The sequence below is a fragment of the Nitrincola nitratireducens genome, from assembly GCF_000585235.1.
Lineage (GTDB): Bacteria > Pseudomonadota > Gammaproteobacteria > Pseudomonadales > Balneatricaceae > Nitrincola > Nitrincola alkalisediminis.
The window spans coordinates 161,585-179,065 of record NZ_AONB01000003.1 but is presented as its reverse complement, the minus strand read 5'-3'; the positions used below and the strand labels follow the sequence as shown (position 1 = coordinate 179,065).

Genomic DNA, 17,481 nt, shown 5'->3' with positions numbered 1-17,481 from the left:
GTAATGATTGGGCCTGTTCTAAAGTCCATCCTTTAAGCGCATCCAAAACCCACCTCTTCCTTTTTTCCACATCAGAAATATAAGCACAAACTCTATCGGAAGTAGGGCATTCGCAACTGCAAACCCCGCAAAATTGGATGGCTCAGACTGTAACCCTGAGCTCAAAATACCCATTATCGAAAATACGATAATTGCAGAAAAAATTGAATTTTCTTTATTCTCTCTAGCGTTATATATTGAATTTCTTCGAAACATCTTTTGAGGCGAAATATAAATGAAAAAAGGCACAAAAATTGAAAGTGCGAAAGCCTTGAAATGCCTCGAATCGTTAAAACCCATAGCATCCTTTATGTCACGCCCAATATCTCCGGGATTCATAAAAATCAAAATAAGAATCAACAAAGCTACACAAACAAAAGACATAAGATAAACCAACGACAGAAAATAGACACCTGTAAGCTTATTGTTTATAGCCATATCCTCTACCGCAGACGAATTATTAGCGCCACCAATTTTAAAACTACTTGCTGAAAATGGTACCTTTGAAGACACGCTGTCTTCCTGCTCGGCATCTGCTTTACCTGAAGAGGTATCCTTGTCCAAGATTTCTTTTACAATTGATTTGTATTCATCAATGGATATTTCACCCTTTGCCAGTCTTTCGTCTAGCAAATCCCTCAATTTTTTATTCATTTTATACCTATATAGATTCGTTATAACATTTTAATAACACGCCAACTCGCTTAGCCAGTCCCACTTCCACCCAAAAACCAAACCTAACCAATTGTTTTATAAAAACTATTACCCCAAAAAAAGCGCCTTACAAAACGAGCCAGCACGGTATTGGAGCCTCACTCAAGCGGGTTATTCTTGGCACTCTATCAATAACGCTTTGATCTTAGTATAGATTTTTGGATACTTCCAGATAAAAGCGAGCCACAAATCATCATAGTTTTTAACAATGCGTGCCAGTCCATTAGTGGCAGATTGGCACGCCCGTCACCTAGCCAGAAAAAACCACAACAGACGGCCAAAATCGCCCGCATGAATAGATAAGAAATCAACACTGCAGTATACTATCCCTTTCGCTCTTGAATAATTTGGACGCTTACTCTGATGCTACCGATAGTTAATATCGCACTTCGTGCTGCCCGTCTCGGCGGTGAACAAATCGCTCGGGCTATTGAACGCCTAGACCTAATCAAATCCGAACAATCCAGCGTTGCTGAGTTCATTAATGACGTGTGCTGCCAAGCAGAACGAACCATCGTTCAAAGTCTTCAGAAGGCGTATCCACACCACACTGTAAACGCTGAGTTTAGCGGCCACTACAAAGCCACTGGCGACGGCCCCACTCACGTTGAGTGGCAGATCAATCCCGTTGACGGCCTGACGAATTTCTCGAACGCACTTCCTATTTTTGCTTTAAGCCTAACAGGTAGAATCAATGGCCGTATTGAACATGCGGTGATTATCAACCCAATTACAGGCGAAGAATTTACAGCCAGCCGTGGTAGCGGAGCACAGTTAAACGGTCGCAGACTCAGAGTCAGTAGCGCAAAAAACCTGACAGGTTCCTTAATTGGCACAGGTTTCTTTAACCGCAAAAGCGACAAGGCATGGTTCCAGACTCACCAAGCCATTGTCGGCCAAATTATTCATGCAGATGGCAACACCTTCAGCAGCGGCTCCACCTTGCTTAACCTTGCCTACACAGCGGCAGGTCGGCTGGACGGTTTCTTTCAAGCGGGCCTCAACGACTGGGAACAAGAAGCCGGCATCCTGTTAATCCAAGAAGCCGGTGGTTTGATCGGTGACTTTAAAGGTGGCAACCAGCACCTGAAAACAGGCGAGCTTGTGGCGGCCAACCCGAAGATGTTTAAGCAATTGCTAAAAACCGTACAGGTCGGCAACCTGTAAGCTCAAACAGTAACATTGAATAAAAAAAGGGGGCGATACCAAAATATCGCCCCCTTTTTTATACGCACTGTTTACTTACGCATCCAAGGCAAATGGATCGCGCAGAACAATGGTTTCATTACGATCTGGGCCTGTGGAAATGATATCCACTGGAGCACCCATCAACACTTCCAAGCGGCTGATGTAAGCACGGGCGTTTTCTGGCAACTGATCCAAGCTTTTAGCTCCGATTGTTGATTCTGTCCAACCCGGCACGCTTTCGTACACAGGGGTGACTTTCTCGTAATCTTCGCTACCACTTAAGGATGTGATCACATTGCCATTCGCATCTTCGTAGCCGATACAGATACGGATCTCGTCAAGCCCATCAAGGACATCAAGCTTAGTGAGGCAGATACCGGATACGGAGTTAATTTCGATGGCATGCTTAAGCGCAACGGCATCGAACCAACCACAGCGACGCGCACGCCCAGTCGTTGATCCAAATTCATGGCCTCGTTCAGCCAAACGTGCACCTGTGTCACAATGCAGTTCGGTTGGGAAGGGACCACCGCCGACACGTGTGGTGTACGCCTTGGTAATACCCAGAATGTAATCCAGATACAAAGGTCCAAACCCACTGCCCGTTGAGGTTCCACCTGCCGTCGTGTTGGACGAGGTGACATAAGGGTAGGTACCGTGATCGATATCCAACAAAGACCCTTGAGCGCCTTCAAACATAATACTGGCACCCTGACGACGCAAGTCGTGCAGAATCCCGGTCACGTCGGCAATCATTGGCAAGAGTTTGGTTGCCATTTCCATGCACTGGGCATAGACCGCATCAAAACTCACAGGCTCAACTTTGTAGTAATTTTCAAGCATGAAATTATGATAACTGATCACTTCTTTCAACTTGGTGGCGAAGTTCTCAGGGTCTTTGATATCCCCAAGACGCAAGCCTCTGCGAGCGACTTTGTCTTCATATGCAGGCCCTATCCCACGACCGGTAGTACCGATCTTGGCTTCGCCACGCATTAACTCTCTTGCCTGGTCCAACGCGACGTGGCAAGGAAGAATCAAAGGACACGCTGGACTTAAGCGCAAGCGATCACTGACAGGGATCCCCTTCGCTTCCAATCCCGCGATTTCCTTAAGCAAGGCTTCGGGGGATAGTACAACGCCATTACCAATCAAGCACAAAACGTTTTCACGCAGGATACCTGATGGAATCAAATGCAAGACTGTTTTTTTGCCATCAATAACCAGTGTATGACCAGCATTATGACCACCTTGAAAGCGTACAACCGCTGCAATCTTCTCGGTTAGAAGATCAACGATCTTACCCTTTCCTTCATCACCCCACTGGGTGCCCAGCACAACGACATTCTTACCCATTGCTGTCTCGAGTACTCGTTAGTTTCTGTTAAACGGATCAGAGGGCTTGAATCACCCACTCGTTATTAATTTTGACCAGTTGTCGATCACATCCAGCCGGGCGCTCAGATTCATCTAGCGCCTGTATCACCCGATGCCCTTGACGTCGGGCCTGCTCAATTGCTTCATGCAAATCAGCACTCCATACTGAAGGGGCCAAAACCGACGGTTCGATCTTCGCCTTAACACCTGCAACATCCAGGAGCGTTTTAAGATCCGTACTAAAGCCAGTGGCAGGTCGAGCACGACCAAAATCCTGACCTATTTCATCATAACGCCCACCCTTGGCAAGCGCTTGACCAAAACTTGGCGTATAGGCTGCAAAGACCACTCCTGTATGATAGTGGTAACCTCGCAACTCTGCCAAATCAAAATAAAAGCGGGTTTGCGGAAAACGGTTTCGGATCAGTTCAGCCAAATCCGAAAGGTATTGGATAGCCTCGGACTCTTCGCTCCAGCCTTCAAATAAACCTGCCGCTTTCTCAAGCACATAAACCGTACCATGCAAGAAAGGTAGCACAGCTAAACGCTCGCGCAAAGACGCTTCAAGGCTCAATTCCGAGAGAAACGCGTCATATTCGGTGAGTGCTTTGCGCTGCAGCAAATCTATAAATTGGCTTTTATCTTCTGCCGAGAGCTTGGCTTTGGCAATCAAAGCGTTAAAGAGCGCGACATGCCCCAAATCAAGTGTAATGGGATCGGAGATACCCGCCACATTGAGGGTTTCGAGCATTAAAGAGATGACTTCAACATCGCTTTCGATACCCGCATGGCCGTATAGCTCTGCGCCCGCCTGCATTGGATTGCGCGTCGCCAGCATATTGGCTGCATGCGTATGCAATACGGAACCGCAATAGCACAACCGGCTGGGTCCTTCCGTCCGTAAACGGTGCGCGTCAATTCTGGCAACTTGAGGCGTAATATCGGCCCTGACACCTAATGAGTGCCCACTCAGACGATCCGTCAGCTTAAACGTATTCAAATCCAGATCATGACCTGTCCCTGTTAACAAGGACTCTAAATGCTCAACCAAGGGCGGCATTACCAAGTCATAACCCCAATTATTATACAAATCCAGCAACCTACGTCGCATCAGTTCTGCCTGACGCGCCTCTGGTGGCAATAATTCTTTGATACCCTCAGGCAGCAGCCATCGATCTGCCAGCGCCATTTACGACCCCCTTTTGTCACAAAAAAACCGGGCAATGACCCGGTCTTTGAAATCATAACACAAAGCAGGTGGTTTACCCACCTACTTTGGTTGTTGCTTATTGAACGCCAGAGCTTCTCATGTAACGGAAAAACTCACTGGTAGGCTCAAGCACGAGCACATCACCCTGACCACTGAAGGATTCACGGTACGCACCAATACTACGAATGAACGAGTAGAACTCTGGATCTTGACTGAATGCTGACGAATAAATACCCGCCGCTTCAGCATCCCCTTCACCTCGTAAGATTTCAGACGTGCTGAAAGCATTCGCGGTAATAACGGTACGCTGACGATCAGCATCAGCACGTATCCCTTCCGCCAACTCAAGACCTCTTGCACGCAGCTCACGAGCCAGTCTTAGACGCTCAGAACGCATACGGTCATACACGGAAGTGGATACTTCGGTTGGCAGGTCGATTCGTTTGATACGAATATCAACGATTTCGATACCCAACTCACGCTCAGCCACCACGCTCAACTGACGGTTAACTTGCTCCATCAACTCTTCACGTTCGCCTGAAACCACTTGGTTCAGTGTTCGCTCACCGAACTGGTTACGCAAGTTGGTTTCGATACGGCTCGCCAACAGGCTGTTCGCACGGTTTTCATCACCTGATGTTGCGGTGTAGTAACGTTCTACGTCCTTCACACGCCATTTAATGAACGAATCCACGATCAAACGCTTGGCTTCTAAGGTCAAAAACGCTTGTGGACGTGAATCCAACGTGATCAAACGCGCTTCAAACTTACGGACTGTGTTAACGAATGGAATCTTGAAATGCAAGCCTGGTGCGATATCAGGCTCAACAATTTCACCAAATCGTAACTTAACAGCTCTTTCGGTTTCTTTGACGATATACACGCTTTCAGAAGCCAACCAAACCACAACGAGTGCTAAAACAAGTACAAATACTGAATTAGGTTTCATTATCGACCCTCCCTCATGCTACCTGCACCTGTCGAGCTTTGACGTGTCCGTGAGGCATCAGTTAATGGATCATTCATTTGCCTAAAACCTAAGTCAGAGGCACTGCTACGCGAACTGCTGCTGGGGTTCCCTCTGTTTTCCATCAGCTTATCCAACGGCAAGAACATGAGATTATTACCACCCTCAACATCCATTAACACTTTTGGATTGTTTGTCATCACGCTTTGCATCATATCGATGTATAGACGCTCACGTGTGACATCTGGCTCATTTTGGTATTCAGACAAGAGCGCCAAGAAACGTTGGCTTTCACCCGTTGCTCTGGCGACCACTTCTTCGCGGTACGCGTTCGCTTCTTCGATCATACGCTGGGCAATACCACGCGCTTCAGGAACAACGCTGTTGGCATAGGCCTCAGCTTCGTTCTTGGAACGTTGCTCGTCTTCACGCGCCTTGATAACGTCGTCAAACGCATCCTGAACTTGGCTGGGCGCTTGTGCATTTCGAACGTTAACGCCTGAAATTCGAATACCGGTTTCATAGGCATCCATGTGACGCTGCAGACGCTCTTGCACAGAAATCGCCATCACTTGACGACCTTCCGTCAAAATTTGGTTCATTTCTGATGCACCAACGACCTGACGCAGAGCCGCCTCAGCCGCTTGTCCCAAACTTTCTTGAGGGCTACGCACCTTCAGCAGGAAGTTTTCTGGGTTTTCAGCCACGTATTGAACGCTGATATCCACATCTACGATGTTTTCGTCTTCCGTTAGCATCAACGCACGATGGTCATGAATACGAACTTGAGTGACGTTAATCTTAGAGACGTCGTCAATCAACGGTGGATTCCATTGCAAACCAGGGTTTACAACTGAATGGAATTTACCCAAGCGCAAGACAACACCACGCTCTTGTTGATCAACGGTGTAGAAGCCCATACCGGCCCAAACAACCAAGGCAATCACAGCGACAATACCAAGCAAGCCAAAGCTTCCTTTGTGGGAGCCACCAGAACCACCAGAGGTTCCAGAGCCTCCGCCCTTGCCACCAAAAATACCGTTTAAACGATCTTGAAGCTTTTGAAGCGCTTCATCAAGATCCGGTGGGCCCTGCTCATTGCCACCACGTTTACCACCGCCGGGATTTTTGTCACCGCCGCCGCTCCACGGATCATGGTTTTTGCCATTTCCGCCAGGCTCATTCCAGGCCATAGTGCTCTCCGCTATAAAACAAAGTTAAAGTTATAATTTTAAAAAGCCCTGCATTCGCATGCAAGGACTACACATAATCGACCGTTTCTGACAAATATCGTTCAAACGGAATCTGCAATCGACTCAACAACTGCCTAAAATCTTTACGCTGAATGCGAACTTTCAGATGCATCTGGCCTTCATCATCGACGGACTCGGATAAAATGGCATTGGCGGCATATAACTGCGCACGGAATTGCCCTTCCGAAGGTGTCAATTTCAACTCACTCTCAAAAACATCATCACTGAGACGTTCGTTGATGGCCTGAAGCAATAGATCGGTACCCGCACCTGTTTGTGCCGACAACCACACGCGAATGGGAACGCCTTCATCATCGCGATCAATTCTCGGCTCGACCTGCTCTAACAAATCGACCTTGTTGTATACAAGCAAGGTAGGGACATCATCTGCGCCTATCTCGGTTAATACATCGTTCACTTGCTCGATGTGAAGCTGACGCTCTTCGTCGTAGCTGTCGATCACATGCAGCAGCAACGTTGCTTCACATGTCTCTTGCAAGGTCGCACGAAAGGCTTCTACAAGTTTGTGCGGTAAGTGCCGAATAAAACCCACCGTGTCAGCCAGAATCGCGGCACCCGCATCATCAAGCTGAATTTTTCGTAAGGTTGGATCCAGGGTTGCGAACAACTGATCAGCTGCATAGACATCAGAGGCCGTCAAACTGTTAAACAAGGTGGACTTACCCGCGTTGGTATATCCGACTAGCGATACCGTTGGAACAGATGCTCGAACGCGCGCACGACGCCCTTGATCACGCTGTTTTCTGACCTTGTCTAAACGTTTTAAGATCGATTTCAAACGAACCCGAAGCAAACGACGGTCGGTTTCGAGCTGCGTTTCACCCGGTCCACGCAAACCTATCCCGCCTTTTTGTCGTTCAAGGTGGGTCCAGCCGCGCACGAGTCGTGTCGACATATGCTCAAGCTGAGCCAGCTCAACTTGAAGCTTACCCTCATGCGTACGGGCACGCTGGGCAAATATATCGAGTATCAAGCCTGTTCTGTCCAGAACACGGCACTGAATCTCGCGCTCTAGGTTGCGCTCCTGAGCTGGCGAAAGCGAATGGTTAAAGATGACCAGCTCCGCTTCATACAGCCTGACCATTTCCGCCAACTCTGCAACCTTTCCCTTGCCTAAGAAAAACTTAGGACTGGGATCTGAGCGACTGCCGGTTAAGAAGGCAACCGGATCAGCGCCAGCTGAAAGCGCCAGTTCTTCTAACTCACGAGGACTTTCTGGTTCAGATTCAGAATAAAAATCAATATGCACCAGTATGGCGCGCTCACCCGACTCAGGACGTTCAAAAAACAATCAAATTACTCACTCTTCAATTTTCTCGTCCGGCTGTGGCAACTTGACCGGTCTAGAAGGTACAACGGTTGAGATGGCATGCTTATACACCATCTGGCTGACGGTATTTTTGAGCAGAATAACGAACTGATCAAACGACTCGATTTGTCCTTGGAGCTTGATTCCATTTACCAGGAAAATTGAGACGGGAACCCGTTCTTTGCGCAAAACATTAAGGTAAGGGTCTTGTAATGATTGCCCTTTTGACATGGGTATCTCCTTTACTGAAACATTCAGTCTTTTAAAATAATTATGGTTAGCATAGTCTGCACAGATTGCTTACGTGTTTCACGCATCTCTCTGGCGCTATTAAAAATTAACGCAAAGCATCTCATTATATAATGGCTTGCTGGATCAACTTCAAGGCATTCGGCAATATATTCTCATTTACACCGTCAAGCACATGCAGATCATCCCAACTTCTTAGCCATGTATACTGACGTTTTGCCAGTTGCCGAGTGGCTACTATACTCTTTTCTCTCATGTCCTTATACCCTAACTCACCATCAAGATACTGCCACATTTGGCGATAGCCAACGGCACGAATGGATGGCATGCTCGGATGCAAATCTTGTCGCTCAAACAAGGATCGAACTTCTGTTTCAAAACCCTGTTCTAACATCTTATCAAAACGCTGTTCTATGCGCTTATGCAAAATCGACCTATCTTGCGGCATCAAAGCCAACGACAGGTAACGAAACGGCAATTCAACCTCGGCTTGTTGAGCCCATAACGACGTCATTGACTGACCACTAAGCAAACACACTTCTAACGCTCTTTGCACTCTTTGCGAATCCGACGGATGCAGACGCTCAGCGGCCACTGGATCGAGCTGCGCCAACTGTGCATGCAAACTTTCGATACCCTCTTGCTGAATACGCGCTTCTAACTCAGTTCGGAGCACTGGATCGGCATCGGGTAAAGTGGCCATTCCTTTAATCAGTGCATTAAAGTACATCATCGTACCGCCCACTAAGATAGGCAGCCGTTGATTGGCAAGGGCGTCATCGATACAGGCGAGTGCATCCTCCCTAAAGGTCGCCGCCGAATAGGATTCGGCAGGATCCATAATATCCACCAACCGATGCGGATAGGCACTTAACACCTCGGGTTCGGGCTTGGCCGTTCCAATATCCATGCCTTTGTAAATCAATGCAGAGTCTACACTAATCAAGCTGGCTGGCAGATGATCAGCAATCCGCATGGCTAAATCGGTTTTACCTGAGGCGGTTGGCCCCATCAACATCACAACCAAGGGCTTTGCCTTGTCCATCGACATTACTGCCCCCGTAAAAAAAGCTTATCAAGATCAGACAGACTCAACGCCGTCCAAGTGGGACGACCATGGTTACACTGCCCGCTGCGTTCGGTGACTTCCATATCACGTAACAGCGCATTCATTTCGGCAATCGACAATTGTCGATTGGCACGAACTGCACTATGACAGGCCATTGTCCCAAGAAGTTCATTTATTTGATTTTCAATGCGCTGACTGCGTCCCTGATGCAACAAGTCCGACAACACATCGAGCACCAGACGTTGCACATCGGCCTTTGCAAAATACACTGGCACTTCACGAATAACCAAGGTTTCGGCCGCCAAACGCTGCAACACAAAGCCTAAGCGCTTAAAGAGCTCTAAAGACTCCTCGGCAATATCCGCTTCCTTCTGACTGACATGAATGGACACCGGCACTAACAAAGGCTGACTTCGCAGAGGTTCATCCTGCAGGGTGAGTTTCATGCGTTCATAGACAATACGCTCATGGGCGGCATGCATATCAACAATAATCAGACCTTGCTCATTCTGAGCCAAAATATACACACCCTTAAGCTGGGCAAGTGCGTAGCCCAGCGGCGGCACATCTGAAGAGTCCGCCGTGTGAACTGTCGCGTTGGGTTGAGCCTCTGCAATCTGCCCCTCTGTATCCGGGTATAGCTGGCGATATTGCTCAATTTGAGACCTTACATCTCGCCCCGAAAAAGAGGTCGACGAGGTGGGACGCGTCGGTGTATGCAAAGGCATTTGCCCTTGAGTATAACTGGGTGACTCGACTGGCCGAACCGGAGGTGCTTGAGGGGGCGTGGAACCACCGCGATCAAGAGCAGCGCCCCCTAGAGGGATTTCGTGTGAGCTGATCTGTGCCTGTCCATCGGGCCGCATATCCGCGATCACTCGATGCAAGGATCTGAAAATAAAGTCGTGCACCAAACGGCTTTCTCTAAAACGCACTTCATGCTTGGTCGGATGCACATTGACATCCACCCAGGCAGGGTCTAATTCAAAGAAGAGTACAAATGCGGGATGACGTCCTCCGTACAGGACATCCTGATAGGCTTGCCGAACGGCATGATTCACCACTTTATCGCGAATAATACGCCCGTTGACAAAAAAGTACTGCTGATCCGGCTGGCTGCGCGAGTGCGTGGGCTGTGTCACCCAACCATAGAGTCTCAAGCCGGACGATTCAGCCGCCATGTCCATCACTAGAGCATGCTCAATAAAAGCAGGCCCGAGTAAGGTTGCTAAACGCTTTTCGCGCTCAAAGTCTGTGGTTGCTGGCTTCAATTGGTAGAGTGACTTTGCGTTATGTGTGAGACTGAAGCCCACATCAAAACGGCTCAACGCCAAACGTCTAACCACCTCTTCTAAATGGCCGAACTCCGTTTTTTCGGTTTTTAGAAACTTTCGGCGCGCGGGGGTATTAAAAAACAAATCACCCACTTCAACCGTCGTGCCCACTGGGTGCGCGGCTGGCATTAAGATCGGCTCCATATCTCGACCTTCGGCCTTTACCGACCACGCGCTGTCTTGGCCCTCTGGACGCGATGTGAGGGTTAAACGCGCAACAGAGCTGATACTGGCCAGCGCCTCACCGCGAAAGCCTAAACTGAGCACGGCTTCAAGATCGTCCAGCACTTTAATTTTTGAGGTTGCATGGCGACTCAGCGCCAAGGCCAAATCCTCCTGTGCAATGCCGCAACCGTCGTCTCGAATCCGAATTCGTTTAACGCCACCTTGCTCGGCCTCTAATGAGACTTGGCTTGCACCTGCATCAAGGCTGTTCTCAAGCAGTTCTTTTACCACGGACGCGGGACGCTCTACGACCTCTCCCGCTGCAATTTGGTTCGCAAGCTGCGCCGATAAAAGCTCAATCGGCGCAGGCTGCTTCTTAATTAAAACGCTCATTAACTTGCTGGAATCCTTAGGACTTGGCCCACGCGTATTTGATCACCCCTGATTTGGTTGGCCTCTCTTAACGCTGCAACCGACACACCATTTCTCACCGCTATAACAGACAACGTATCCCCAGGTTGGACACGGTGGGTTCGGTTTTGCCCCGCAACCATTGCGCCACCCTGATTTTTTCGGGAAGCGATTAAGGTCATATCCGGTGGACGCTGCCAAAAATACTCCGAAATCCCATCAAAAATCGCTTTCGCCATGCGTTGTTGATAGGCAGGAGTTCTGAGCTGTGTCTCTTCTTGCGGGTTGGTAATGAAGCCTGTTTCGATCAAAATAGATGGAATATCGGGGGATCTGAGCACCGCGAAGGCTGCCATTTCAACATTTGGCTTGTGCATGCGGGCAAAATTGGCCATATTCCGGTGGATAATGCCAGCCACGTCACGGCTGCCAGTGCGACTGGCTGTCATGGACATATCCAACAAAACGCTGGCCAGTACATCATCTTTATCATCAAGACTCACGCTGCCGACGCCACCAATTAAATCCGAGCTGTTTTCACGACTGGCCAACCAGCGTCCCATCTCGCTACTTGCCCCTCGCTCAGACAACACCCACACGGACGCACCGCGCGCTGTAGGACTGTGCCATCCATCGGCATGAATTGAGACAAACAAATCCGCATTCGCACGGCGCGCACGGATGGTTCGATCACGAAGACTCACAAAGTAATCCCCATCGCGAATCATCACCGCCCGGTAGCCCGGCTCGGCATCGATGAGTTTTTTGAGTTCTCGACCTATCGCCAACACTATGTCTTTCTCTCGGGTACGATTAGGTCCAATTGCACCCGGATCTTCGCCACCGTGTCCAGGATCAATCGCAATGACGATATCACGCAGCCCTGCTGAAGCCGCCGTTGGCACAGAGGGCGCTGGAGCGGCGCGAACCGCGACCTGAGACTTAACAATCGGTTCTAAGTCGACCACTAAACGATGTCCATATTGCTCATTCGGACGTAGCTCAAAGCTCTTGGGCCTCACTTGTTCACGAATATCCAGCACTATGCGTAAGGTGGTACCCGATTGGCTATGGCGAATCCGCTCAACTGGGCTTTTATCCGAGGCCAACTCACTCAACGAGGCATTTAATGTGGCATTTTCAATATCCAACACTATGCGATCCGGGTTATCCAACGCAAAAAGCTTGTGTTGGATTGGCCCTGATAAATCAAAGACTAAGCGAGTATTGTCCGGTGCTAACCACGTCCGTACGCCCTGCACTTGCACGTTGGCAAATGCATGCAGAGGCAGCAATAACGCCACACAGACAAGACTACAAAGCTTGTAGAGAGTATTTACTTTCACAATGAGCGCTTACCCTTTCAATTCATTTACTATTCTATCGGCTATCATACACCCTTTCTGAGTGTTTTTTGACCATTTAATACGACGTCCTTGCTCAAATATCTCTATAAAAATTTCAAGATCTGCTGGGGGTAGAATTCCCTGCCCCCGCTCGGGCCACTCAATCAGACACAAGGCATCGTCTACCAGATAATCCCGGATTCCCAGAAACTCAAGCTCTTCAGGGTCACCTAACCGATACAAATCAAAATGGTACACGCATTTATTTTGAAATTCATAAGGCTCAACCAGCGTATAGGTTGGACTCTTAACCGCACCTGTATGCCCAAATGCCTGGATGACACCTCGACACAAGGTTGTTTTACCCATCCCCAAATCTCCGTGTAAAAACACGATTCCACCGTCAACTGCTGCATTTGCCAACACCTGCCCGAAAGCCACCGTCTGTTGATCATCTGCCGCGATAAATGCATTCTCAGACACGTTCACCCAACTCCAACCCATTGACAACATACTTAATTTGGTTAAATAAATCCGTCGCTCTCAGACCTCGCTGCCCACTCTGCAAGGCACATAGATCGGCCGATCTCGCATGGGTATAAACCCCTAAACGAGCCGCATCGACTGGCGACAATCCCTGCGCAAGAAATGCCGCGATAATGCCTGACAACACATCACCCATTCCACCGGATGCCATGCCTGGATTGCCTTCGGCACAGACATGCACGACATCTCCGTCGAAGATCACAGTTCCTGCACCTTTCAAGACAATCACACCACCAAAACGCTCGTACAGCAAGCGCACTGCATCAAAGCGGTTATCTTGAATATCAGCGACTGAGCAGTCCAGCAATTGAGCGGCCTCACCTGGATGAGGCGTTAAGACTCTCGCACGTGCTTGCGCTGGAGAATGGCGATACGGCTGCAGGTATTTTAACGCGTCCGCATCGATCACAGAGGGATGCGGACGGCTCATGACCGCCTGTGCCAATTGATCAGCCCAAGCACTGCTGCCAAGCCCTGGCCCCAACACAACCACACTGGCGCGATCTAGCATAGGCTGAAGACGTGCCGAGGCATCCACCCCCAACACCATCACTTCAGGCGTACGCGCCAAGGCAGCACTCACATGAGCCGAGCGCGTCGCCAATGACACCAAACCACTGCCTGACCGCAGCGCCGCTTCGGCAGCCATCATTGCAGCACCGCCCATGCCATGATCCCCACCCACAACCAACACATGCCCATAATGCCCTTTATGGGCTGACAAGGGGCGTGCGGGCAACAAGTCTGATAAATCCTCTGCATCGGTTCTAAACCCACTCACAGGGATTTGTTCATAGAGATCCTCTGGCACCATTAAGCTGTCGAATAACAGCTCGCCCCGCACATCCGGCCCCTGATGCGTCAACAATCCCTGTTTTAATCCAATAAAGGTCAGGGTGAGCGATGCGGCTATCGTCTCCCCCATGCATTTCCCCGTATCACTGCACAAACCAGACGGGATATCGACAGACACCACCGGACGGTGACAGGCATTGATTTTTGCAATCGCTTCTCGCACAGCGCCGCGAACCTCGCCCTGGATTCCGGTACCTAAAATCGCATCCACGATCAGTTCACCCGTAAATTCCACCATTGGACTCCAGGGGCGCGTCACCACGCCTAACGCATTCGCCCATTCCCAAGCTTGCAAGGCTTCCCCTTGCAGTTGCTCATGATAAGGCGTAATACCTAGCGTCAACACCTGAACCTGCCAACCTTGCTGAAACGCCAACCCCGCAACAATCAGGCCGTCACCGCCATTATTGCCTGTACCACACACAAGGGTTAAACGATTGACATCCGGCCACCGTCTTCGGATTTCAGCAAAAACAGCATGCCCCGCTCTCTGCATCAACCGAAAACCCGGGATGCCATATTCCGTAATTGCAGTATGATCCAACGCACGACACTGCTCAGCCGTGTATAATGTGTTGGGCAATCGGGTTCGCTGGGCGCTCATATCGCTCAAGCCTCCTGAGTAATCTATCGATATATTGACATGCATAGCAGACGGAACCAGTGATTTCAGCTTCTTTACATCAAGACTTGACCAACGATTTAGCTCAATTAGCAGATCAAATAAAAATCTGGGCGTCTGAAATCGGCTTTCAAGGCTGCGCAATTACGGGCACAGACTTATCTCAAGAACAGACGTCGCTAACTGAGTGGTTGGACCAAGGCATGCATGGCGAGATGCACTACCTGTCTGAGAATATTGAAAAGCGCTTAGATGCATCCTTATTAGTGCCGGGCACTCAACGCATTATTAGCGTTAGAATGGATTATTTACCTGCTGATATCAAAACGCTTGAACTGCTCTCTCAACCCGACAAAGCATACATTGCGCGCTACACTCTGGGTAGAGACTATCATAAACTGATTCGCCAACGCCTCAAGCAACTCGGCAACAAAATTCAAACATCCACAGGCCATGAAGTGTCGTTTCGCCCGTTTACAGACAGCGCACCTGTATTGGAACGTCCGATTGCACGAAATGCAGGCCTTGGTTGGATAGGAAAACACACTTTACTGCTCAACCGAAAAGCCGGGTCTTGGTTTTTTTTGGGTGAGTTATTTATCAACCTCCCCTTACCAATTGACCCTCCCGAAACAGAGCAACACTGTGGACGCTGCACGGCCTGTTTGGACATTTGCCCTACTCGCGCCTTCCCTAAGCCTTACGTTTTGGATGCCAGACGCTGTATTTCTTACTTAACCATCGAGTACCGCGGCAGCATCCCTACAGAGCTTCGCCCCTTAATGGGCAACCGTATTTTTGGATGCGATGACTGCCAACTCGTGTGCCCGTGGAATCGGTTTGCCAAACACAGCCAAGAGGATGACTTTAAACCCAGACACGGACTCGACGACATCGAACTCATCGAGCTGTTTGAATGGGATGAAGCCACATTTTTAAAACGCACTGAGGGCTCAGCCATCCGCCGAACTGGCTTTGAAGGCTGGCAGCGAAACATTGCCGTCGCACTGGGCAACAGCTCCGGCAACCCTCGCATTATAAAAGCCTTAAACGAGCGCTATCCCCTTGCCTCTCCCTTGGTACAAGAGCATATTGAATGGGCGCTCAACGAACTGGCGTCTAAAGCCCCCAAACCCGACCTTATAACCTAAAAAAATGACGGCGATAGTAGCGCAGCTCTTCAATGGATTCGCGAATGTCGTCCAGGGCCAAATGCGTTCCCTTTTTCTTAAACCCATCCATGATGGAAGGCTTCCAACGTTTTGCCAGCTCCTTGATTGAGCTCACATCTAAATTACGGTAATGGAAGTGCGCTTCGAGGTCTGGCATGTACTTACACAAAAAGCGGCGGTCCTGCCCAATGCTATTACCACACATAGGCGAAGCCCCTTTTGTGGAATGCGCACTCAAGAAACTGAGCATTTGCTCTTGCGCCATGCTCTCGGTGGTTTGACTCTCTCTCACACGCTGCGTCAAACCTGACTGCCCATGCTGGCGCGTACACCATTCATCCATCTGGGCTAACAAGGAATCCGGTTGATAGACGGTAATCACTGGGCTTTCAGCAATGAGATTTAAATCGTTATCGGTCACAATTGCCGCCATCTCAATAATACGATCCCGCTCTGGATCCAACCCCGTCATTTCCAAATCAATCCAGAGTAGTGGTTGCTGCTGCGACATGTGTTCGACTCCTGATATAAAGCTGTATATTTATCTAAGATTAGAATACCTTATTCAGACTTTGAAAAATATCGTCAGGAACCAACTTAAACCAGCATGTCCAAACGTAAAGTATCGCGCCGTCAATCATGGCGAATTGAAAAAATCCAGAAAGAGCGTACAGAACGCGCCAATCGACTCGACACGCTCATCGATGAACGCTTGGAAGGCGGTGAGTTAGGCGTTGAACAAAACGGACTCGTCATTTCCCATTTTGGCAAACAACTGGATGTTGAAGCTCTGGACGGGGATGACGCAGGGCGCATTATTCGCTGCCACATGCGCACTCATTTAGGACAGCTTGTAACGGGGGACCGAGTGGTATGGCGTGCCTCCCCTGATGGCGGTGTGGTGGTTGCTGTAAGACCTCGACACAGCCAATTACAAAGACCGAACAATCACGCGAACTCAAACCGGTTGCGGCCAACATCGACCAAATCATTATCACCTTGGCACCTGAACCCAGAGCGCACGCCAACCTGATAGATCGTTACCTGATTGCAGCCGAAATCTCGGGCATTGAACCGATTCTGCTGCTCAACAAGACCGACCTCCTCAACGATCTTAATCGTGCTTGGCTGGAGCCCCTGCTAGCGCTTTATCAAGACATTGGCTATACCATATTGCATGCCTCGACCACTGAACGCCAAGGGCTTGTCGAACTCAAGGCCAGACTTGATGAACGCATTAGCGTATTTGTTGGGCAATCCGGCGTAGGGAAGTCCTCCTTAGTCAATACGCTACTTCCAGGTGTTGACCTGAGAACAGGTGCACTGTCTGAGCAAAGTGGTAAAGGCAAGCATACGACGACAACCGCGCGATTATTTCACTTACCCGACGGCGGTGACTTAATTGACTCGCCAGGTATCCGCGAATTCGCGCTATGGCACATGAGCCCAGATGAGGTTCTTGAGGGCTTTCGGGAATTTGCCCCTTACGTCGGGCATTGCCGCTTTAGGGACTGTCAACACGAGCGCGAACCCGGGTGTGCACTGAAGCAAGCCATTGAGGAAGGCAACATCACCGAGCAACGCTTCCAGAGTTACAAGATGATTCTTAACTCTGTTGATGAAAAACTATAAAC

The 17,481-nt window shown here is 49.3% G+C and carries 15 protein-coding genes and 1 pseudogene; 3 read left to right on the top strand and 13 right to left on the bottom strand.

What is annotated here, in order from left to right:
* Positions 1-18: 18 nt before the first annotated feature.
* Positions 19-693 carry an SHOCT domain-containing protein gene (locus D791_RS04810; protein WP_036508486.1) on the bottom strand — a complete coding sequence of 225 codons (675 nt, stop codon included), beginning with the start codon at positions 691-693 and terminating at the stop codon, positions 19-21.
* Positions 694-1,116: 423 nt separating this feature from the next.
* On the opposite strand from D791_RS04810, the gene D791_RS04805 reads away from it, so the two are divergent.
* Positions 1,117-1,920 carry an inositol monophosphatase family protein gene (locus D791_RS04805; protein WP_036508483.1) on the top strand — a complete coding sequence of 268 codons (804 nt, stop codon included), beginning with the start codon at positions 1,117-1,119 and terminating at the stop codon, positions 1,918-1,920.
* 75 nt (positions 1,921-1,995) lie between these two features.
* Here D791_RS04805 and D791_RS04800 read toward each other — a convergent pair whose 3' ends face one another.
* From D791_RS04800 to D791_RS04750, 11 genes are all read right to left on the bottom strand, one after another.
* Positions 1,996-3,297 (bottom strand): adenylosuccinate synthase, encoded by a 1,302-nt coding sequence (locus D791_RS04800; protein WP_036508481.1) that lies wholly within the window; start codon positions 3,295-3,297, stop codon positions 1,996-1,998.
* Between the two features lie 37 nt (positions 3,298-3,334).
* Entirely contained in the window at positions 3,335-4,507 is a 1,173-nt protein-coding gene (locus D791_RS04795; RefSeq protein WP_036508478.1) for an ATP phosphoribosyltransferase regulatory subunit, read from the bottom strand.
* A gap of 97 nt (positions 4,508-4,604) precedes the next feature.
* Positions 4,605-5,477 carry a protease modulator HflC gene (gene hflC, locus D791_RS04790; RefSeq protein ID WP_036508475.1) on the bottom strand — a complete coding sequence of 291 codons (873 nt, stop codon included), beginning with the start codon at positions 5,475-5,477 and terminating at the stop codon, positions 4,605-4,607.
* On the bottom strand, positions 5,477-6,688 hold the full coding sequence (hflK, locus tag D791_RS04785; protein ID WP_036508472.1) for an FtsH protease activity modulator HflK: 1,212 nt from the start codon (positions 6,686-6,688) through the stop codon (positions 5,477-5,479). Before hflK ends, hflC begins: the two co-directional genes overlap by 1 nt.
* Positions 6,689-6,755: 67 nt before the next feature.
* Positions 6,756-8,060: a ribosome rescue GTPase HflX gene (gene hflX, locus D791_RS04780; RefSeq protein ID WP_036508470.1), complete on the bottom strand. Its 1,305-nt coding sequence runs from the start codon at positions 8,058-8,060 to the stop codon at positions 6,756-6,758.
* Between the two features lie 9 nt (positions 8,061-8,069).
* Positions 8,070-8,309 (bottom strand): RNA chaperone Hfq, encoded by a 240-nt coding sequence (gene hfq, locus D791_RS04775; RefSeq protein WP_036508467.1) that lies wholly within the window; start codon positions 8,307-8,309, stop codon positions 8,070-8,072.
* Positions 8,310-8,433: 124 nt separating this feature from the next.
* Complete coding sequence (miaA, locus tag D791_RS04770) at positions 8,434-9,378, bottom strand: tRNA (adenosine(37)-N6)-dimethylallyltransferase MiaA (RefSeq protein WP_036508454.1); 945 nt, start codon at positions 9,376-9,378, stop codon at positions 8,434-8,436.
* Entirely contained in the window at positions 9,378-11,288 is a 1,911-nt protein-coding gene (mutL, locus tag D791_RS04765; protein ID WP_036508453.1) for a DNA mismatch repair endonuclease MutL, read from the bottom strand. Before mutL ends, miaA begins: the two co-directional genes overlap by 1 nt.
* Positions 11,288-12,652 (bottom strand): N-acetylmuramoyl-L-alanine amidase, encoded by a 1,365-nt coding sequence (locus tag D791_RS04760; protein WP_081763730.1) that lies wholly within the window; start codon positions 12,650-12,652, stop codon positions 11,288-11,290. Before D791_RS04760 ends, mutL begins: the two co-directional genes overlap by 1 nt.
* A gap of 9 nt (positions 12,653-12,661) precedes the next feature.
* Positions 12,662-13,135 carry a tRNA (adenosine(37)-N6)-threonylcarbamoyltransferase complex ATPase subunit type 1 TsaE gene (gene tsaE, locus D791_RS04755; protein WP_036508447.1) on the bottom strand — a complete coding sequence of 158 codons (474 nt, stop codon included), beginning with the start codon at positions 13,133-13,135 and terminating at the stop codon, positions 12,662-12,664.
* Positions 13,128-14,657 carry an NAD(P)H-hydrate dehydratase gene (locus D791_RS04750; protein ID WP_036508444.1) on the bottom strand — a complete coding sequence of 510 codons (1,530 nt, stop codon included), beginning with the start codon at positions 14,655-14,657 and terminating at the stop codon, positions 13,128-13,130. The genes tsaE and D791_RS04750 overlap by 8 nt, the downstream gene beginning before the upstream one ends.
* Positions 14,658-14,716: 59 nt before the next feature.
* Between D791_RS04750 and queG the strand changes: the two genes are divergently transcribed.
* Positions 14,717-15,826, top strand: coding sequence for a tRNA epoxyqueuosine(34) reductase QueG (queG, locus tag D791_RS04745; RefSeq protein WP_237748519.1), 1,110 nt, complete (start codon positions 14,717-14,719; stop codon positions 15,824-15,826).
* On the opposite strand, the gene orn is transcribed toward queG, so the two are convergent.
* Positions 15,816-16,358 carry an oligoribonuclease gene (gene orn, locus D791_RS04740; RefSeq protein WP_036508441.1) on the bottom strand — a complete coding sequence of 181 codons (543 nt, stop codon included), beginning with the start codon at positions 16,356-16,358 and terminating at the stop codon, positions 15,816-15,818. The genes queG and orn overlap by 11 nt on opposite strands.
* Positions 16,359-16,454: 96 nt before the next feature.
* Here orn and rsgA point away from each other — a divergent pair.
* Positions 16,455-17,479 (top strand): annotated as a pseudogene (gene rsgA / locus D791_RS04735) (small ribosomal subunit biogenesis GTPase RsgA).
* Positions 17,480-17,481 lie beyond the last annotated feature (2 nt).